Below are 19,288 nucleotides of genomic sequence, written 5' to 3'. Positions count from 1 at the left end.
CAAAATCGGCAGTCATAGCCAATTTGAGTGATGAACGGTAGCTCGGCGGCAATAAGGCTTACCGAATCAAGTCGGCAAATATGATTTGTTTCGACCAAAAAGGCCGTCTGAAACCCTTTCATGTTTCAGACGGCCTTTTTATTTTGGTTTTAAATCAAAACTTCGTTATTCTGCAGTAGCCGGTTTGGCCGCAGTTTTAATGGTTAAGGTCAACGCGGCGGCAATAGCCAGGGAAACACCGGCAAAAGTCATCGCGTTGGCAGGGTTTGAACCCAAGAAAGTTCTGTACACCCAGCCGAAAGATACGGTTTCAATCAGCATTGGAATCACAATCATCATGTTCACAATACCCATGTACACGCCGTAACGTTCTTTCGGAATAGAACCGACCACAATCATAAACGGCACGCCCATCATACTTGCCCAACCGACACCGAAACCAATCATCGGCGCAAACATCAGGTATTTGTTGCCGATGTGCGGAATGGTGAGCAAGGCCAGCGCGGCAAGGGTTACGGCAAAGGCGTGAACATATTTGGCGGCGTATTTGCGCGCCATCCACATCAGGCCGAAGGCGGAGATAAAGGTTACCACGTTGTAGAAACCGTTTACCAGGCCGGTCCATGCAACCGCTTGGCTATACGCTTCGGTATTTTCAACGGTCGAGTCCCAGACGGATTGGACGATACTGTGGGAAATATATTGCCAGTAGATGAAGAGCGCGTACCATTGGAAGAGATACACCAAAGCCAGTTGCCACAGGGCAGTCGGCATTTCGCGCACGGCAACGACAATATCTTTAACAGCATGAGCCGGACCGCTCGGCTGGGCTTTAATGGCCGCCATTTCTTCAGGGCTGGGCTCGCGTTCGGCTGTTGATAAAACGGTAACCAAAACCGAACCGATGGAGCAGACCGCACCAATATAAAACGAACCGAATACCCAATACGGAATGCCTGCTTCGGAAGTTTGTTGCAACCAGCCGATTTGTTGGAAGATGTAGAGGGAAACGTTGGCCAGGGTAATGCCCAAGCCGGTAAACACGGACTGCATCAAGAAACCGGTGGATTGCTGGTGTTCAGGAACAGTATCGGCAATAAAGGCACGGAAAGGTTCCATTGCCGTGTTGTTGCTGATGTCCAAGAGCCACAGCAGCAATACGGCCACCCACAAGGCGGTAACGTGCGGATAAATAAAGAGGCAGAGGCTGCAACCGATGGCGCCGATCAAGAAATACGGACGGCGGCGACCCAATCCCGGCACCCAAGTGCGGTCACTCATTGCACCAATCATCGGCTGAACCAGCAAACCGGTAATCGGGCCTGCCATATTCAAAATCGGCAATTGGCTCGGGTCGGCATGAAGGAAGCTGAAAATCGGGTTAATCGCAGTTTGCTGCAACCCGAAGCTGTATTGAATGCCGAAGAAACCGAAGTTCATCAGCATAATCTGGCGAAGTGTCATCGCCACTTGTGGGGAGATTTTCATAGGAAGGCTACTCCTGGATAATAAACTATGGAAACAACAAACTCCAATTTCAGCGGTATGACGCTCTTATTGTATTGGGCCGCCTTTTTTAATGAGGCAACCCTGTTTTCAGACGGCCTTTATTTTGACCGTTTATATAATCTTGTTTTGATGTGTGTTTGTGTTGTTTAAAGCTTATTTTTAGGCCGTCTGAAACTATTTATTCATTACAGACTGACGCCAGATGGTTTCCCCAACGACCTTGACGGGCTGAGCCGTACCGGCCGGATGTTCGATGTATTGGAACAGCAAATCCGCCGCCATTTCGCCCATGCGCAGATAAGGCAGCTCGGTGCTGGTCAACGGCGGAAACAGCGTTTCCGCAATCGCACTGTGGTTATCATAGCCGGCAACGGAGACTTGCTCTGGAACCCGCACGCCGCGCGTCCTCAAAATCCCGTACACGCGCACTGCCATTTCATCGTTGCCGCAGCAAATTACCGTCGGCGGAAGCGGCAAAGACAGCAATTTCAAAATAGCCGAAATCAAAGACCCGCTGTCATTGCTGAAGTCAGGATACCCTGTCTGTACCAAATCAGGATCAAAGACAATATCCGCATCCGCCAAAGCCCGGCGGTATCCGGCCAATCTCAATCTCGTCGCTTCCACACCCGGCTGCAAAGTTACATAAGCAATCCGTTTGTGTCCGCTTTGGATAATCCGGCGCACCAAGCCATACTGCCCTGCTTCATCGTCCGGCAAAACCGACGGCGTACCTGCCAAATCAAAGCAGTTGACCAACACCATCGGGCAACGATTGGGCACTTCCGGCAACAATACTTCCTGATGGAAACCGGCGACATATAAAATCCCCTCGGCACGGTGTTCCATAAAGGTACGGATCAGCGACTCCATCTGACCGGGCTGACCCGGCTTGTTGTCGATGTCGGCAATCATCAAAATCTTGCCTTGTGCGCGAATCCGCTGCTGAATGCCCTTAATCAAGAACATATCCGGAATGCCGTGTCCGCCCGTATTCTCACCCGTCCGCGAAATGGCGCCGGTAATCAGGCCGACCAAGCCGGAACGGTGGGACCGCATAATCCGCGCCGCAGAAGACGGGATATAGCCCAAAGCGGCAATCGCTGTTTCTACTTTGGAACGGGTTTTATCGCTGACCGGCGCATCGCCGTTAATCACCCGGCTGACCGTCTTGGGAGACACTCCGGCATAAGCAGCGACATCATAAATTGTAGCCATCTTACGAACCCGCCCCGACAGGATTTCAATAATGTTACATAGGATAACACAGCAGACATCGGTGTCATACCCTTTTTTTTACAGAAACTTGATGATAATCAATCATTTCTTTTTCATTTTGCATACATTTCTTAAACAAAACCACCCCCGCCACCTCCCAAAACCTGTTCAAATTTGTTAAACTACAAGCCACTACAAAAAAGCAGGAAATACCTATCCATCCTGCTTATTTTACCGTTACATACTAAGGAAACGAGATGACCGCATACTCAGACGCATGGCAGGCCTTGGAAGCCCATCATGCCGATACGCAACACGTTACCCTGCGCGAACGTTTCGCTGCAGATGCCGAACGTTTCAACAATATGCACGAAATTCTGCACGGTTTGTTATTTGATTACAGCAAAAACCGTCTGGATGAAAATACCCTTGATTTATTGTGCCGACTGGCCGAAGCAGCCGATTTGCCACAATATATGCAGGCCATGATCAACGGCGAAAAAATCAACACCAGCGAACACCGCGCCGTCCTCCACACCGCCCTGCGCCTGCCGGCCAATGCCCAACCCATTTACGTCGACGGCGAAAACATCGTGTCCAAAGTTCATCACGAACTCAACCGCACCCTCGAGTTCGCACGCCAACTTTTGGACGGCACCCACGCAGGCATTACCGGCAAACCGATTACCGACTTGGTTCACATCGGCATCGGCGGCTCCGATTTAGGCCCGCGCATGGCCACACAGGCGCTGCAACCCTATTGGCAAAACATCCGCGTCCACTTTGTCAGCAACTCCGATGATGCCGACCTGACCCAAACCCTTCTCGGCCTCAACCCCGAGACCACCGTATTCAGCATTGCCAGCAAATCGTTCCGCACACCGGAAACCCTGCTCAATGCCTATGCGGCGCGTACTTGGTACCGCGATGCAGGGTTGCCCGATTCCGGCATCTACCGCCACTTCTGCGCCATTTCCGCCGATGTGGCCGCAGCCCAAAACTTCGGCATCTCCCCCGACAAAGTCTTCGCCATGTCCGACTGGGTCGGCGGCCGCTATTCCGTTTGGTCGCCCATCGGCCTGCCGCTGATGGTTGCCGTCGGTGAAAAAGCATTCCGCAAAATGCTGGCCGGTGCGCACGCAATGGATACCCACTTCTTCGAGACCCCATTCCGCCGCAACATTCCCGTCCTGATGGCACTCATCAACGTTTGGTACAACAACTTCCAACATTCAGACGGCCAAACCGTTGTCCCATACAGCCACAACATGCGCCTCTTCACCCCGTGGCTCAACCAGCTCGATATGGAAAGCCTCGGCAAACAGCGTACTTCAGACGGCCAACCCGTTTCCTGCACCACCGGCGGCATTGTCTTCGGCGATGAAGGCGTCAACTGCCAACATGCCTACTTCCAGCTTTTACACCAAGGCACGCGTCTGATTCCCGTCGATTTCATCGTCCCCATGACCACAATCTACGGCAACCACCGCCAACACCGCTTTACCGTTGCCAATGCCTTCGCCCAAGCCGAAGCGCTGATGAAAGGCAAAACCCTAGACGAAGTGCAAATCGAATTGGCCGCCCTACCCCAAGACGAACGCGACCGACTTGCGCCGCAGAAAGAGTTCCCCGGCAACCGCCCGAGCAACAGCCTACTCATCAACAGCCTGACACCTTTCAACCTCGGCATGCTGATGGCGGCTTACGAGCACCGAACCTTCGTTCAAGGCGTAATTTGGCGTATCAACCCCTTCGACCAATGGGGCGTGGAATACGGTAAAGAGCTGGCCAAAACCATCGAACCCGAACTCGAACGCGGCACCCCGGCACACGACAGCTCCACCAACGGTCTGATTGCCTTCTACCGCAACTGCAACGCAGCATCGAAGGCAGTCCGAAAATAAAATATCCGTAAAACAAACATATCTGCCTGTCTTACGGACATTTCAAAAACCTATCAGCTTGTTCCAACAAAAGGCCGTTTCAGACGGCCTCTTGTTATTCTATAAAAATAACAGAAGTTCATTCGCCATACCCCCCATCTTTGCTACAATATCCCTTTTCTTTTTTATTGATTCCACTATGACAACCGCACCCCAATCCGGCACTTGGCGCAAGATTTTTTCGCGCAAAATGCTGATCTGCATTTTCACAGGCTTCACTTCGGGGTTGCCGCTTTATTTTCTGATCAACCTGATTCCTGCATGGTTGCGCAGCGAACATGTTGATTTGAAAACCATCGGCCTGATGGCACTTATCGGGCTGCCTTTCACTTGGAAATTTATCTGGTCTCCCGTCATTGATTTGGTCAGATTACCTTTTTTAGGACGGCGACGCGGTTGGATGCTGGTTACGCAAATTGGTTTGCTGCTGACCTTGCTCATTTACGCCTTCCTAAATCCTACTCAGCATTTATATGTAATTATGGGCTTATCGTTGGTGGTCGCCTTTTTTTCTGCCAGCCAAGATATTGTATTGGATGCATTTCGCCGTGAAATTTTGTCAGATGAAGAATTAGGCTTAGGCAACTCTATCCACGTTAATGCCTACCGTATCGCTGCTTTGGTACCTGGTTCGCTCAGCTTGATTTTGGCCGACTTGATGCCTTGGCACAACGTATTCATCATTACTGCACTATTTATGCTGCCCGGTCTGCTGATGACCCTGTTTTTAGCTAAAGAGCCTGACATTCCACCATCTGTGTCGCGTACATTTGCCCAAACAGTATCTGACCCTTTCAGTGAGTTCTTCTCCCGCAAAGGAATCAAACAGGCCATATTGGTATTGCTGTTTATCTTTCTCTACAAACTGGGCGACAGCATGGCCACTTCTTTGGCTACACCTTTTTATCTAGACATGGGCTTCAGCAAAACCGACATCGGCCTCATTGCCAAAAATGCCGGTTTATGGCCTGCTGTCATTGCCGGTATTGTAGGCGGTATTTGGATGATAAAGCTCGGTATCAATAGAGCTTTGTGGATTTTCGGCGTGGCGCAATGGGTTACTATTCTAGGCTTTGCCTGGTTGGCAAATTTTGGCAAGTTTGAAACCATCACACTGACAGAGCAAATGATGCTTGCGGCCGTGATTGGTGCAGAAGCAGCGGGCGTAGGTCTGGGTACAGCGGCGTTTGTTGCCTACATGGCTCGTGAAACCAATCCTGCATTTACGGCCACACAATTAGCCCTCTTTACCAGCCTGTCAGCCGTTCCACGTACATTTATCAATGCTTCGGCAGGCTATCTGATTGAAGCGATGGGCTACTTCAATTTCTACTGGCTGTGTTTCGCTTTGGGCATACCGGGCATGTTGCTGCTGTTTAAAGTGGCACCGTGGAATGGTGAAAAAGTGAGTAACTAGATTGCCAGTCTAAAACATCTAGCAAAACAAAAGGCCGTCTGAATATTCAGACGGCCTTTATCATACAAAAACTTTATTCGGCAGCAGGTTTGACAGTACTGCGGACATCGCCGCTTTTTTCTTTATGTTTCAAAACAGCGCGGTCGAGCTTGTCCATCAAAATATCAATCGCAGCATACATATCCTGTTCAATCGCTTCAACGTGCAAATCTTTGCCTGCCAGATGCGCATCAGCTTCGGCTTTTTGATTGACTTTTTCCACCGAGAGCGTAATGGTCACGGAGATGATGTTGTCGGCGTGGCGATTGATTCGTGCCAACTTGTCGGAAACATAGTTTTTGATGGCTTCGGTAACATCAAAATTCAGACCGGTGATTTTTAGATTCATGATACAGCTCCTTCGGTTGATTAGTCCGTCAAAACGGATAGGAATATATCTACTCGGTAAATTTTCGTTTGTGTGCCGGTGGTATGTCTAATGATTCTCTATATTTTGCAACTGTACGTCTGGCGATTTCAATGCCGCGTTGTTTTAATAATTTGACGAGGGTCTCGTCCGAATAGGGTTTGCTGCTGTCTTCGCTTTCAATCAGCTGGCTCAATACGGCTTTGATTGCGCCTTGGCTGAACCCTTCGCCGTCATCGTCGGCATTCACTGCCTGTGTGAAGAAATAGCGTAACGCAAACAGGCCGCGCGGGCAAGACAAATATTTCTGATTGGCGGCGCGCGAGATGGTACTTTCCGCCAAACCCAATTCGGCGGCGGCATCCTTCATCAGCATGGGCGACAGGCCGATTTCTCCGAAGATGAAAAAATCTTCCTGATTTTTGACGATATACTCGGCAAGGCGGAGGACCGTGCTTTTACGCAGCTCCAAAGAATCAATGCGCTGCTTGGCTTCGTTGATTTTTTCCTTCCACTCCGGTGCGCCCTCTTCCGCTGATTTCATCAGGTCGCAATATTCCTGATTGAGCTGCAGCTTCGGCCAAGCCTCCTCATTACTGATGACTTCCCAGCCATCCTTGCCCTCTTTGACCCAAACGTCAGGCTGAATATAAGGCGTGGGCGTGGCAGAGGCGAAACCGTAGGCCGGATAGGGATTGAGCTCGGCAATCATATCGAGCGCGGCTTCTATGGTTTCGCTGTCGGTATCGGGATAGAGTTTGCGGAAACGCAGAACGTTTTGTTTGCGGTTTTTGCCTAACTCTTGAAGCGAACTTTGCACCAAATGCGCGGCCATTTGTCTAGCCGGAGAAGCCGGCAAACGCATCAGCTGCAACATGAGCGACTCGGTCAAGTCGGCCGCAGCCACGCCGGGCGGATCAAAGGTTTGCAATACATCCAGCGCATTTTGCAGAGCCTCTTCGTCCAGCATCCATTCCAACGGCGTGTGGTCGATGATTTCTTCGAGACTGTCGGTGAGGTAGCCTTGTTCATCCAAAAAATCAATCAAGACGTGAACATAGGCCGCTTCCACTTGCGAGAGCGGATGTTCGCACACTTGGGCATGCAGATAGTGTTTGAAATCCTCTTCTTCGGCGATGTTGCTCCAAATATCTTCGGCATCGTCGCCGCTCAACTGCTGACCTGCGCGCGGCATGGTTACCGCACGGTTGAGCCCGCTATCGGCAAACTCATCGGTTTCCGGACGCTCAAGCAGAGGATTGTCTAATAACCAGTCTTCCACTTCGCGTTCAAGCTCAAGACCCGACATCTGCAAGATGCGCAAAGACTGCTGCAGCCGCTGGTTGAGCTGCTGGGTCTGTTTGAGTTTAAGGACGAGTGAAGACATGGTGTTTGATAGTAAACGTGTTTTATGGATTTCAGACGACCTGTATCTGACGGGTCGTCTGAAAGTATCGGATATATTGTTTATATATTGGATGATTATTTCAATATATTATTCTTTTATCAACTGATAAATGAATTATTCAACAGTAGAGATGGTTTCTAATTTAAAATAAACGCAATACGTCGAGTAAAAAACATGGCAACAGGCTTCCCGCGATAGGTAGCGGGTTGAAATTTTGTCTGCAAAACCGCTTTTCGTCCTGCGGCATCTAAACGCGAGTATCTACTGCTCTTTTTTACCCATACAAATACTTTGCCATCTATATTGATAAAGGCATTTAATACCACAGTCCCTTCCTCACCATTCTCTGTAGAAAGCTCTGGATAAGGTGGGGGAGCAACTTGGACAGGTTTCGTCTTTATCTCTTCTTTGAATCCATTTGGCACAGTATAAAAGAATCTGAATTTTTTAAGGCTTTCCAGTGTCTTACAATCCGTTTGTTGGGTTTTCTGATTATAAGTACACTCTTTATAAGGCTCGACTTGTTTTGGCAAACCTACTTCTTGAGCAAGTTTCAACAATTCCAGCGCATCCACTTCCCAATGGAGGCTTTTTCCCAGCTTACCTTCTTTATCCACGATAGCTGTCGCCGTTACGATACCGGTTATCGGCTTGCCATTTTTATCTATCACGCCTTGGCGCACACCCATATCCTGCCATGACTGTTCGGGCATGGCATGCACAGCAGTAGCTGCCAAAACGGCAAAGGAAGACAAAAAAAATTCGTTTCAACACAGATGCACCTTTTCAGACGGCCTAAACTCAATATTTGAAATTTTCGCCCAAATAAACCGAACGGACTTGTTCATTGTTGACCAAATCATCCGGCTTGCCTGAAGCCAATACCGTACCATCACTGATGATGTAGGCACGGTCGCAGATGCTGAGGGTTTCGCGCACGTTGTGGTCGGTAATCAATACGCCGATACCGCGTGATTTGAGGAACTCGATGATTTTCTGAATATCGATGACGGCAATCGGGTCAACGCCGGCAAAAGGTTCGTCCAACAAAATGAAACGCGGCTGCATAGCCAACACGCGCGCGATTTCGACACGGCGGCGTTCGCCACCGGACAAGGACGGCGCAGGGTTGTTGCGCAGGCGTTCGATGTTCAAATCGGCCAACAGTTTTTCAAGTTCGGCATCGATGCGGCTTTTGTCCTTCATGCTGATTTCCAAAATGGCGCGGATATTTTGTTCCACGGTCATTTTGCGGAAAATCGAGGCTTCCTGCGGCAGATAGCCGACGCCGAGGCGGGCGCGTTCGTGAATAGGCAGGTGGCGCAACTCTTGGCCGTCCAACATCACACTGCCTGCATCGGCGGCAATCAGGCCGACAATCATGTAAAAGCTGGTGGTCTTACCCGCACCGTTGGGGCCGAGCAGGCCGATGACTTCACCGCTTTCGATTTCAAGGGAGAAGCTTTTGACGACTTGGCGTTTTTTGAAACTTTTTTGCAGGTTTTGAACCACAAGACGGCTGTTGTTTGCGCTCATATTCTGTTGACTTTCGATATTGACCTCAGGCCGTCTGAACCTTTTTCAGACGGCCTTTTTGTGTGTTTTCTTATTTGTTTTTCTGCGTGCTGGACGGCTGGATGACAACGCTGACGCGGCCGGATTTGGCGGCGGATTTCACACCAGATTTGGCGCTGCCGTTGATGGTATAAACCTCGGTTTTGGTGTTGTAGGTAATGACCGCACCTTCAGCCACATCGCCGCCGCGCTGTACTTTGGCATTGCCGATCAGAGTAACCAGACTGGCTGCGGAAGAATACGTGACGGTATTGGCTTGGCCGTTGACCACGCCTTTGCCGCCGTCCAACTCTTGGCTGAATTTGACGGGCGAGCCGGTTGCTTTCATCAACTGCTCGCTTTTGTCGTTGCGCGAAACGGTTACGCTGCCGGCGCGGATATTGAGCGTGCCTTGTTTGATGATGACGTTGCCGGAAAAAGTGGTACTTTGGTTGTTTTGGTCAAGCGAGCCTTGGTCGGCTTCGATTTGAATCGGCTGCTTGCTGTCGCTTTGCAGGGCAAAGGCCGGGCTGGCGGCAAAAACGGCAACAAGGGCTAAGGTTTTACAAATTTTTTGTATCATAAATTGTGGCTTTCACTTTAGAAGGGAAATTCAACAAACCGGTTTTGTGGTCATAAGTCATGCCGTTTGCCTGACCGCCGGACTGTCCGTATTGGAAAGTAACGGGGCTGTCGGTATGGGCGTATTGTGCTTCGGTATCGACATTCAAACGTTCGGTTTTGACGATGCCGGCCAAACGCTTGGCATCTGCCGCTTTGTTTAAGACAACATTCTGTTCAAAAACGACTTTTTTGCTTTGAATATTGTACGCGGCCTTGTCGCTGCCGACTTCGTACAATAGGCTGCCGTCTCGGTAAAACGAAAGATGCGGTTTGTCCAAATGCACGTCCGCGCTATTCGGATATTGGACGGCATCGACCGCGCTCAGGTTTTCTTTCAGACGGCCTTCTTGGTCAAAACGTTTGCCGTTGATGCCTTTCATCGAATATTGCGGCTCATTCGGATTGAGGACGACTTCTTCGACCTGCACTTCGCTGATGCGGCCGAGCCACGCCGCCAGTGCGCCGAGTGAAACGGCCAACACCAGCGGAAAGGCGATTCCGTAACGCCATCTGATTTTCATCGTACATACTCTTTCAAAGCAGGTTCAAGCGTACCTTGCGCCTGCATAATCAAATCGCACACTTCACGCACCGCGCCTGCGCCGCCGGAACGTCGGGTTACATAATGGGCGTATTGCAAAGTAAACCAATGCGCTTCAGGGACGGCGACCGCCAATCCGCAACGCACCATCACGGGCAAATCAACGACATCGTCGCCGACAAAGGCGCACTCATGCTCCTCCACACCGGCCTGTTCGCGTAATTGGGCGTAGGCGGCACGTTTGTCGTGAATGCCTTTGAAGTAATAGTTGATACCGAGCTGCTTCACGCGGATACCGACGGAAGGCGCATCGCGGCCGGTAATAATTGCTGTTTGCACGCCACTGGCCTGAAGCATTTTCAAACCGTGTCCGTCCAAAGTGTGGAACGATTTGATTTCTTCGCCGTTGTCGCGGATAAAAATACGGCCGTCGGTCAAAACGCCGTCCACATCCAGTATCAGCAGTTTGATACCTAAAGCGCGTTGTTGCAGGTCGGAAGAGAGGTTTTGCATAAGGTTTCCTTATTTCAGACGGCCTATTCTAGCATAAGGCCGTCTGAAAACGTTTTTGCCGTCAATTCAGACAATTCGTGCCATCAATAAATCGTGCATGTTCAATGCGCCAATCAGCACGCCGTTTTCTTCAACCACCAGCAAACCGTTCACATGGCCGCTTTGCATGGCTTTCAAAGCTTCTGTGGCGAGACGGTCGGCGGAGATGATTTTTGGAGAAGCGTGCATGATGTCGTCCACTTTCAAACCCGCAAAGCTGTCGCGTTCTTGAAACAGACGGCGCAAGTCGCCATCGGTAAATACGCCTTTCAGACGGCCTTCGGCATCGGTTACCGCCAACATGCCCAAGCCTTTTTCACTCATGCGGACAATGGCTTCTTTCAACGGCGTACCCAACAAAACGGCTGGCAGAGCTTCATCTTTATGCATGATATCCGCCACACGCAGCAACAGGCGTTTGCCCAAGCTGCCGGCCGGATGGCTTAAAGCAAAATCATCCGGCGTAAACGCACGCGCCTGCAATAAAACCACGGCCAGCGCATCGCCCAACGCCATCACGGCGGTCGTACTGGAAGTCGGCGCAAGGCCGAGCGGACAGGCTTCTTTGGAAACTGCTGCGGTAATATGGATATCGGCATGGCGCGCCATGGTCGAAGTCGGATGGGCAGTGATACAAATAAGCGTGATGTTTTTGCGTTTCAATGCCGGAATAATCGCTGCAATTTCATCGCTTTCGCCGGAATTGGAAATGGCAACCACGACATCGTGGTCCACAATCATGCCCAAATCGCCGTGCGCCGCTTCGGCAGGATGGACGAAAAACGCAGGCGTACCGGTGGAAGCCATGGTTGCCGCCATTTTGCGGCCGATGTGTCCGGACTTGCCCATGCCGGTAATAACTACTCTACCCTTGCAGTGCAACAACGCTTCTGCCGCACGGACAAAATCATGGTCCAAAGCCGCCGCAATTTCACGCAAACCTTCGGCTTCCGTATCCAATACATCGCGCGCCCAGTCGAGATAAAGTGTGTTTTCCGCCATCAAAGCCACCTTTCGTGCTTGAATTTAGGTTTGTTTTGCCCAAATTAATCGGCTGTAAACTGTTCAAATTCATCGAATTGGCGTAGCATTACCGCCACTTCACAAACAAACCTATTATGTAAAAGGAATCAGAGATGACTATTTTATCGGACGTTAAAGCATTAGGACAACAAATCTGGTTGGACAATCTCTCCCGTTCGCTGGTACAAAGCGGCGAGTTGGCAGAAATGCTGAAGCAAGGTGTGTGTGGCGTAACTTCCAATCCTGCCATTTTCCAAAAAGCCTTTGCCGGAGACGCGCTGTACGCCGATGAAGTAGCCGCGCTCAAACAGCAAGACCTGACCCCGAAACAACGCTACGAAACCATGGCGGTTGCCGATGTGCAAGCCGCTTGCGACGTGTGCCTTGCCGAACACGAATCCACCGGCGGTAAAACCGGCTTCGTCAGCCTCGAAGTTTCGCCTGAATTGTCCAAAGACGCACAAGGCACGGTTGAAGAAGCGCGCCGCCTGCACGCCGCCATCGGCCGTAAAAATGTCATGATTAAAGTACCGGCAACCGACGAAGGCATCGAAGCGCTTGAAACCCTTGTTTCAGACGGCATCAGCGTCAACCTGACCCTGCTTTTCTCCCGCGCCCAAACCCTCAAAGCCTATGCGGCCTACACACGCGGCATTGCCAAACGTTTGGAGGCAGGACACGACGTTTCCCATATCCAAGTTGTCGCCAGCTTCTTTATTTCCCGTGTTGATGCCGCGTTGGACGCCACCCTACCCGACCACCTCAAAGGCAAAGTTGCCATTGCGCTGGCCAAAGCCGCCTATCAAGATTGGGCGCAATACTTCGGTAGCAGCGAATTTGCCGCACTTGCCGAAAAAGGTGCCAACCGCGTACAACTTCTGTGGGCATCTACCGGCGTGAAAAACCCTGCCTATCCTGACACGTTGTACGTTGACAGCCTGATTGGCGCCCATACCGTCAACACCGTTCCCGATGCCACACTCAAAGCCTTTATCGACCACGGCACTGCCAAAGCCACTTTGACCGAAGGTGTGGACGAAGCCCAAGCACAGCTTGCCGAAACCGCCAAACTCGGCATTGATGTCGAAACCTTGGCAACGCGTTTGCAGGAAGACGGTTTGAAACAATTTGAAGACGCTTTCGCCAAACTGCTTGCTCCCTTGGCTTAAGCGGATTGAACGGACGGCCGAGAAACTTAAATCATTTTGAAAAGTCTCAGGCCGTCTGAAACCCAAATTCGGGCGTGTACGGCACGCCCTTTTCTATCACGATTTGAATACCGTGCAGGCATACTATCCCTGCCCTACAAAACCACCCTGCCATGTATATAGGACGTTTCGCTCCCAGCCCTACCGGCTTGCTTCATATCGGCTCCCTACTGACCGCCGTCGCCTCCTATGCCGACGCGCACGCTCATCAGGGCAAATGGCTGGTCCGCATTGAAGACCTTGATCCCCCGCGTGAAATGCCCGGCGCCGCTGCCGACATTTTGCGCACGCTCGAAGCTTTCGGCTTTGAGTGGGACGGCGAAGTCGCCTATCAAAGCCGCCGTTACGACCTATATCAAGACACCCTCGACCGCCTCAAAGCAGCCAGGCTGGTGTATCCCTGCTACTGCAGCCGCAAAGACTGGCAGGCAGCGGCAACACATGGCGCAGACGGATTTGTATATAACGGCCGTTGCCGCAATCCTCAGCAAAGACCCGACACGCAAAACAAAACACCGGCATGGCGCATTCAAGTTCCCGATCGCGTAATCGGTTTTTCAGACGGCATTGTCGGACATTACGCACAAAATCTGGCACACGATATCGGCGATTTCGTCCTGCTTCGTGCCGACGGCTATTGGGCATATCAGCTTGCCGTGGTTGCCGACGATGCCGATCAAGGAATAACCCATATTGTCCGCGGTCAGGACTTGCTCGTTTCCACGCCGCGCCAAATCTATCTGCAACAATGCCTCGGCGTTCCCACACCGGCCTACGCCCACCTTCCCCTACTGACCAATAACCAAGGGCAAAAATGGTCGAAACAAACCCTTGCCCCGGCTTTGGATTTGAATCAAAAAGAACAACTTCTCCGCCAAGTCCTGACCTACCTCAACCTACCCGATGCACCTGCTATGAACCGTCCGCAGGAATTGCTCGATTGGGCGGTAGCGCACTGGCAAATGGACAAAATCCCAAAATCGTCCATTATCACGGACTGAATTAGCATGATTACAACAAAATTACTCTAGGTATTACAATATTTCATAAAATTATGTAAGTAATCTTCCGATCCATCCCAAACCATGCCCAAGAAGCGAAAAATCATGTATATTTCAAAAATTTCCTAAAATTGTCACAAACTGATAATTTCAAGGTTGTAACAACATACGGCTGACGCGTTATTGAGGATGACAAAGCGCGGCAGATCTCCCACGATACAACAAAAAGAATACCGCTATGCCAAGTGCCATTATTGTAGAAGACGAAGTATTAGCAGCAGAACGCTTACGTGTATTATTGGAAGAGTGCAATGTCGTACTGCTCAACGTCTTTCACCATGCCATGCCAGCATTGGAGTGGCTGAGCGTCCACGAAGTCGACATCGTTTTTGCCGACATCGGCATGCCGGAAATCGATGGTCTCGAATTTGTCGAACGCATTAAGCGTACCGCCAAACGCCAGCCGGAAATTGTATTCACCACAGCCTACGAAGAACACGCCCTGCGCGCGTTTGAGCTGGCTGCCGCAGACTATCTGCTCAAACCAATCAAAATGACCCGCCTGCAAACCGCGCTTGACCGCATCATCGAGAAAAACCGCGAAAAAGCAGACAGTTTCACCCATTTCAAAGTGTACAACCGCGAACGCATGGTTGAAATCCCATGGCAACAGGCGCGCTACCTGATGGCGGAACACAAAACCGTCTATCTGTTTACCGGCGATGGCCACAGCTACGAATTACCGAAGACCCTAGTTTACTGGGAAGAGTTGCTTGGCGACAAGGTCATCCGCATCCACCGCAATGCCCTCGTCTTCCGCCACACCCTCGACAGCCTGATTCGACTGGACGATGACGAAAACGACGAATCCGCATCCACATGGGGCGCAAAAATTCTCGATATTCCGACCCCGCTACCCGTCAGCCGCCGACAACTGTCTACTCTGCGGAAAATCATTAAAAACAGCATCTAACAATGCGCTCCTTGATAAATCAAAGGCCGTCTGAAAAGATATTTTCAGACGGCCTTTTAACTTCTCAACCAAATAGTAGAAAATTAAAAAAGAATAGCCCAAGTCTGTCATTTAGCTCTATCCAAGCTTTCAATTTGATCAAACCTTGTTATATCCACAAACAAGGTTTTCTATTTTTCAATCCAGCATCTCTCAATTATTATCACTCAACAGAAAAGGCCGTCTGAAACATTCAGACGGCCTCGATACTTAGCCTTACAGATTAAAAGAACAATTCACGCCAACTGATGCGCTTGAGTCCGCATGTACGGCCTTGTACTTCCAGGCTGACCAGCTGGTTAGACAAGAGACTGCGATCGCCTTTGGTTGCAAAACATTTATTGTTTGGCACGCTCGGCGTAGCGTTCAACTCCTTATCCGTACCCGTGCCGCCGCTATCGCCATCGGCAGTTACCGGAGAATCGTCGGCTTTGCTGGAATTCATATAAGTAAAGTTGATAACGCCATCAAAAGTCATACCGTTGGCGTAATAAATCTGGCCATTATTTTCACGTTTGATAAATATGCGATCTTTGCTGGAGATACGCGCATCACGCAAGCCCAAACGGCCGCCGTTTTCAGCATTTACGCCTAGAATAATCGTTTTCGCTGTCGTTTGTGTGGACGTACTATCCGGCAAACAAACATCGGTACTGGAAGAATCAGTATGAATTGTTTTGGTTTCATACTTGCGGATGGTCACAACGGCTGTACGCAAAATCATCGTCGGCTTGACAGTCACACGTTCATTCGGACCTAAAGTCAGACTCCAGCCTTTTTTGCCTTCACCAACCTTATTGTCGCTGACATAAATGTGTTCTCCGTCACTTTCTCTGGTTTGCTGTTCCAACTCACTGCTGTTTGCCAAAACTGCTTTTTTGGATTCATCAGTAGACACATCGTCGTAAATACCGTAAACGGCATTGATTTGGCCATTGGTATTGGTCAATTCATTCTGATAAATCTCGCTACCCGTACCAAAAATGACGACATACTTATCTTTACTGCGGCGTGATACCGCAGGCGCAGACGTAATCGGTTGATTCCCCGATCCTTGGAAAATCATTTGCGCAGACCATTTGGACGGAGTTTCACCACTCAAGTCAAAGCGGAACATATTGCCGTAACGGTCGCCGGCATAAGCAATATCGACAATACCGTCAAAATCGGTGTCTACCAAAGTGGGGGTAGAGAGACCACCTTTGCCATTCGGTGCAGAAATTTTGGCCAAGAGCTTGCCAGCTTCAGAAGAAACATTAGTGCCAGTATTTTTCGTCCCTGCCTCTTTCCCTGTCATATCATAGACATACAAAGCTGTTTCATTGTCGGCACTATTCACATCTTCAGTGCGATAGCCACTAGCCAAGAAGCCTGCATAACGCACGTCAGATTCCAGATTAACCGGAGTAGCATTGCGTTTAATGGAGACACGGCCAATTTGTGTCGAACCAATGGTATAACCCAGCTTATTGCCAGAGCCTTTTTCTGTTTCAAACAAAGGTACAGTCGTATTCCAACCACTACGATCACTGTTCGCCACTGCACCGATATTCAACGCATACGCACCGCGTCCACCTTGGCCCATCGCACCAAACATAAAGGTTTGCTTATCAGGTGTTTGGCGGAGAACAAAGCCACCATTAACCATATAACGGTGCGGCGTGCCAGAGCCGTAACCATCGCGAGCAATATCCTTCAGAACTTTGCCCAAAGTTGTTGCTTGACCTTGATCGTCCTCGCGCTCCATACCTGCCGGAATATAGCTGAGTTTCAAGTCATAAGGATTGCTAGGCGTACCATTACGGAAAATATGTACCATGCCGTCATTGGCAGCAGCGACCAAAAACTCTTGACGGTTGTCGCGCTTATCGCCAATCGAAGCAACCGAACCGTCCAAAATATCGCCCAAATTGCGCTCATCTTTACTTGCGTCAGCTGGATCAGTTGGACGGATGCGATAAGACTGGTTATAACCTTTTGCCTCTGCATCCGCTTTGATGGTTTCATCACTACCTACTCGGCCAGTCCATTTCAGCAATGCATTTTTCCATTCCAACTTATCTTTCGCACTGCCGTCTGAAATGTCAAAATCGGCATTTGAAGCCTCATTATCTGCAACTCTATCGATAAAATAGGTCTTACTGCCATCATTAACCAAAGTGAGGCGGTTATTAAATGATGGCTGAACAAACTCGGTCGTATTGATAGGCGTACCATCGCGGTTTAATTTATAAAACCGCAACTGACTGCTCCAAGAGCTGGTATTTAAATGAACCGTTGCCGCCATATCGGGAACACCCATACTGGTCGTTGCAGGCGCAGTTGAAGATGTTCCCTCAAATTTTGTTATTTTACTGTCATTTTCAATATTATCGACGATGGTTTTGAAAGCATCGAGCAACTTTTCAGGTTTTGCGGCATTAAAATACCATTCCGGGCGACTGGCACCCTTTTTCAGATACTCTCGCCCAACTTCAGAGACTCCCTCACCAAAGCCCACAGTAAAAGTCTGAACCAATTGCTTGCTATAATCCGCACCTTTAGGGTCGCTTGGATCACCATCCCAGCTTTTACCCGCAGCATCTACACCATCTTTTGCCGCAGTTTTAATATCTTTTTCCGCCAAAGTCTGACTGAAGAAACTCATACCGCGTTTCTCATTACCATAGTTTCTATCCCAAATAGGAACAATGATTTCGCCACTACCTATCCACATTCGCCTACGATAATAATCGCTATACCCGAATTTATAATCGGTATATTGGCACATCACTTTTTTCTCATGCGGCGGGATATGAGCATCATATTGATAAAGTGGTAGGTCAAAATATCCACTAAAACCACGACCATCGTTGAAAAATTCACCTTTTCCATATTTATCGTCATAAGCCTTCGCTGCAGACGGCCCGAAATATTGGTATGCAGGTGTATCCGCGCTATGTTCGATGGCGCGATAGTAGTTTGAATAGTAATAATCTCGATCGTAGTTGAAGCTGGTATTGCGCGATAAGCGAGGATCCTCACCGGCATCCTGATTGCTACAACTCATATTGGCATCACCATCAGATACCACAACAACATAAGATTTCTGGCAGCGATATTTGATATTGGGGATGACGAAATTTTTGACGACTTCATAATAACGGCGCGTTGTCGGCGTACCTTGATAAGCCAACATCTCGTCTACCTTCTTACTGACATATTCCCAGTTGCGACCTGCGGAACCATCCGTAAAGCCTTCAGTATCCTTCATATCGCCTTTGGTATCGTCAGGGCTAGGCAGTTCTGCATATGCGTAAATAGCATTATTCTCTTTCCTTTTTTTCTCATCCCATTTCCAATACCGAGGATTATTGTGCAAAGTCTGCAAGCCCCAGTTGAACTGATCTTTATATTGCGCTAAAACCTGCTTTAATGCTGATTTTGCAATGTTGATTTTTTTTTGCTCATCACGGACATGATAATCACCCTTTGCATCAGCCAACATACTGCCTGAGTCATCAATCAAAAACATAATATTGTGTTTGACTTTGGGTTGACCGCTGACGTCGGTTTTGTTTTGCAGGTAAAAAGGAGTTTGGGCAAATTGCTGCGTATTTGCCTGAACGGAAATGCTGATGAGTGCTAAAGCGGAAGCAACGCTTGCATGAATGAGGCGATGGCGGCCTGATGGAGCGTTTTGCATAATGTGTTCTTTTTTCATCGGATAATCTCAGCTAAAAATGACGTTGTTTTTATTTTTTATAAGGTTACGATTCTAGCATAAACAGCCTGTTTCATGTTTGATTCGGCTGAATTTCCCTACACCTGCATTTCAAACACAACAAAAATGAAACAATCTGCCTGCTCAGTTTTAAGACGGCCTGACTGAA

At 49.4% G+C, this 19,288-nt stretch carries 16 protein-coding genes; 5 read left to right on the top strand and 11 right to left on the bottom strand.

Annotation, left to right across the window (positions count from 1 at the left end; translation table 11 throughout):
• Positions 1 to 165: 165 nt before the first annotated feature.
• Together O3661_RS06470 and O3661_RS06465 are read right to left on the bottom strand one after the other, a co-directional pair.
• The gene (locus O3661_RS06470) at positions 166 to 1,488 is read right to left on the bottom strand and encodes an MFS transporter (RefSeq protein ID WP_049348776.1); all 1,323 of its coding nucleotides are present in this window, start codon (positions 1,486 to 1,488) and stop codon (positions 166 to 168) included.
• A gap of 195 nt (positions 1,489 to 1,683) precedes the next feature.
• A complete protein-coding gene (locus O3661_RS06465; protein ID WP_371492712.1) occupies positions 1,684 to 2,727 on the bottom strand; it encodes a LacI family DNA-binding transcriptional regulator in 1,044 nt (347 codons plus the stop codon).
• A gap of 257 nt (positions 2,728 to 2,984) precedes the next feature.
• On the opposite strand from O3661_RS06465, the gene pgi reads away from it, so the two are divergent.
• Positions 2,985 to 4,631, top strand: coding sequence for a glucose-6-phosphate isomerase (pgi, locus tag O3661_RS06460; protein WP_371492711.1), 1,647 nt, complete (start codon positions 2,985 to 2,987; stop codon positions 4,629 to 4,631).
• Between the two features lie 178 nt (positions 4,632 to 4,809).
• The gene (locus O3661_RS06455) at positions 4,810 to 6,087 is read left to right on the top strand and encodes an AmpG family muropeptide MFS transporter (protein ID WP_371492710.1); all 1,278 of its coding nucleotides are present in this window, start codon (positions 4,810 to 4,812) and stop codon (positions 6,085 to 6,087) included.
• A gap of 73 nt (positions 6,088 to 6,160) precedes the next feature.
• Here O3661_RS06455 and hpf read toward each other — a convergent pair whose 3' ends face one another.
• From hpf to O3661_RS06415, 8 genes are all read right to left on the bottom strand, one after another.
• Positions 6,161 to 6,475 (bottom strand): ribosome hibernation-promoting factor, HPF/YfiA family, encoded by a 315-nt coding sequence (hpf, locus tag O3661_RS06450; RefSeq protein ID WP_371492709.1) that lies wholly within the window; start codon positions 6,473 to 6,475, stop codon positions 6,161 to 6,163.
• A 49-nt stretch (positions 6,476 to 6,524) separates the two neighbouring features.
• The gene (gene rpoN, locus O3661_RS06445; protein ID WP_371492708.1) at positions 6,525 to 7,880 is read right to left on the bottom strand and encodes an RNA polymerase factor sigma-54; all 1,356 of its coding nucleotides are present in this window, start codon (positions 7,878 to 7,880) and stop codon (positions 6,525 to 6,527) included.
• 158 nt (positions 7,881 to 8,038) lie between these two features.
• Entirely contained in the window at positions 8,039 to 8,656 is a 618-nt protein-coding gene (locus O3661_RS06440; protein WP_371492707.1) for an energy transducer TonB, read from the bottom strand.
• Positions 8,657 to 8,702: 46 nt separating this feature from the next.
• Positions 8,703 to 9,437: an LPS export ABC transporter ATP-binding protein gene (gene lptB / locus O3661_RS06435; protein ID WP_003679854.1), complete on the bottom strand. Its 735-nt coding sequence runs from the start codon at positions 9,435 to 9,437 to the stop codon at positions 8,703 to 8,705.
• A 70-nt stretch (positions 9,438 to 9,507) separates the two neighbouring features.
• Complete coding sequence (gene lptA / locus O3661_RS06430) at positions 9,508 to 10,038, bottom strand: lipopolysaccharide transport periplasmic protein LptA (RefSeq protein WP_070589313.1); 531 nt, start codon at positions 10,036 to 10,038, stop codon at positions 9,508 to 9,510.
• Positions 10,019 to 10,600: an LPS export ABC transporter periplasmic protein LptC gene (gene lptC, locus O3661_RS06425; protein WP_107696730.1), complete on the bottom strand. Its 582-nt coding sequence runs from the start codon at positions 10,598 to 10,600 to the stop codon at positions 10,019 to 10,021. The genes lptA and lptC overlap by 20 nt, the downstream gene beginning before the upstream one ends.
• Entirely contained in the window at positions 10,597 to 11,133 is a 537-nt protein-coding gene (locus O3661_RS06420) for an HAD family hydrolase (protein ID WP_003686818.1), read from the bottom strand. Before O3661_RS06420 ends, lptC begins: the two co-directional genes overlap by 4 nt.
• A gap of 66 nt (positions 11,134 to 11,199) precedes the next feature.
• The gene (locus tag O3661_RS06415; protein ID WP_371492705.1) at positions 11,200 to 12,174 is read right to left on the bottom strand and encodes an SIS domain-containing protein; all 975 of its coding nucleotides are present in this window, start codon (positions 12,172 to 12,174) and stop codon (positions 11,200 to 11,202) included.
• Between the two features lie 134 nt (positions 12,175 to 12,308).
• Between O3661_RS06415 and tal the strand changes: the two genes are divergently transcribed.
• The 3 genes from tal to O3661_RS06400 all read left to right on the top strand — a co-directional run bounded on the left by tal (position 12,309) and on the right by O3661_RS06400 (position 15,377).
• Positions 12,309 to 13,364: a transaldolase gene (gene tal, locus O3661_RS06410; protein ID WP_371492703.1), complete on the top strand. Its 1,056-nt coding sequence runs from the start codon at positions 12,309 to 12,311 to the stop codon at positions 13,362 to 13,364.
• A 152-nt stretch (positions 13,365 to 13,516) separates the two neighbouring features.
• Positions 13,517 to 14,404 (top strand): tRNA glutamyl-Q(34) synthetase GluQRS, encoded by an 888-nt coding sequence (gluQRS, locus tag O3661_RS06405; RefSeq protein ID WP_371492702.1) that lies wholly within the window; start codon positions 13,517 to 13,519, stop codon positions 14,402 to 14,404.
• Between the two features lie 238 nt (positions 14,405 to 14,642).
• Entirely contained in the window at positions 14,643 to 15,377 is a 735-nt protein-coding gene (locus O3661_RS06400) for a LytTR family DNA-binding domain-containing protein (RefSeq protein ID WP_036493381.1), read from the top strand.
• A gap of 262 nt (positions 15,378 to 15,639) precedes the next feature.
• On the opposite strand, the gene pilC is transcribed toward O3661_RS06400, so the two are convergent.
• Positions 15,640 to 19,101, bottom strand: coding sequence for a PilC family type IV pilus tip adhesin (gene pilC, locus O3661_RS06395; protein ID WP_371492700.1), 3,462 nt, complete (start codon positions 19,099 to 19,101; stop codon positions 15,640 to 15,642).
• Between the last annotated feature and the right edge of the window lie 187 nt (positions 19,102 to 19,288).

Source organism: Neisseria sp. 20925_1_37 (assembly GCF_041433255.1).
In the GTDB taxonomy this organism is placed as follows: Bacteria; Pseudomonadota; Gammaproteobacteria; order Burkholderiales; family Neisseriaceae; genus Neisseria; species Neisseria flavescens_D.
Note: the sequence above shows the minus strand (reverse complement) of the source record. Positions and strands in the feature narration are given on the sequence as shown.

What these genes read in the sequence shown, in the direction of transcription:
- O3661_RS06415 (WP_371492705.1), bottom strand. Translation starts at nt 12,174, where the DNA reads ATGGCGGAAAACACACTTTATCTCGACTGGGCGCGCGATGTATTGGAT.
- gluQRS (WP_371492702.1), top strand. Translation starts at nt 13,517, where the DNA reads ATGTATATAGGACGTTTCGCTCCCAGCCCTACCGGCTTGCTTCATATC.
- lptC (WP_107696730.1), bottom strand. Translation starts at nt 10,600, where the DNA reads ATGAAAATCAGATGGCGTTACGGAATCGCCTTTCCGCTGGTGTTGGCC.
- O3661_RS06420 (WP_003686818.1), bottom strand. Translation starts at nt 11,133, where the DNA reads ATGCAAAACCTCTCTTCCGACCTGCAACAACGCGCTTTAGGTATCAAA.
- pilC (WP_371492700.1), bottom strand. Translation starts at nt 19,101, where the DNA reads ATGCAAAACGCTCCATCAGGCCGCCATCGCCTCATTCATGCAAGCGTT.
- O3661_RS06465 (WP_371492712.1), bottom strand. Translation starts at nt 2,727, where the DNA reads ATGGCTACAATTTATGATGTCGCTGCTTATGCCGGAGTGTCTCCCAAG.
- lptB (WP_003679854.1), bottom strand. Translation starts at nt 9,437, where the DNA reads ATGAGCGCAAACAACAGCCGTCTTGTGGTTCAAAACCTGCAAAAAAGT.
- O3661_RS06400 (WP_036493381.1), top strand. Translation starts at nt 14,643, where the DNA reads ATGCCAAGTGCCATTATTGTAGAAGACGAAGTATTAGCAGCAGAACGC.
- pgi (WP_371492711.1), top strand. Translation starts at nt 2,985, where the DNA reads ATGACCGCATACTCAGACGCATGGCAGGCCTTGGAAGCCCATCATGCC.
- rpoN (WP_371492708.1), bottom strand. Translation starts at nt 7,880, where the DNA reads ATGTCTTCACTCGTCCTTAAACTCAAACAGACCCAGCAGCTCAACCAG.
- hpf (WP_371492709.1), bottom strand. Translation starts at nt 6,475, where the DNA reads ATGAATCTAAAAATCACCGGTCTGAATTTTGATGTTACCGAAGCCATC.
- tal (WP_371492703.1), top strand. Translation starts at nt 12,309, where the DNA reads ATGACTATTTTATCGGACGTTAAAGCATTAGGACAACAAATCTGGTTG.
- O3661_RS06455 (WP_371492710.1), top strand. Translation starts at nt 4,810, where the DNA reads ATGACAACCGCACCCCAATCCGGCACTTGGCGCAAGATTTTTTCGCGC.
- lptA (WP_070589313.1), bottom strand. Translation starts at nt 10,038, where the DNA reads ATGATACAAAAAATTTGTAAAACCTTAGCCCTTGTTGCCGTTTTTGCC.
- O3661_RS06470 (WP_049348776.1), bottom strand. Translation starts at nt 1,488, where the DNA reads ATGAAAATCTCCCCACAAGTGGCGATGACACTTCGCCAGATTATGCTG.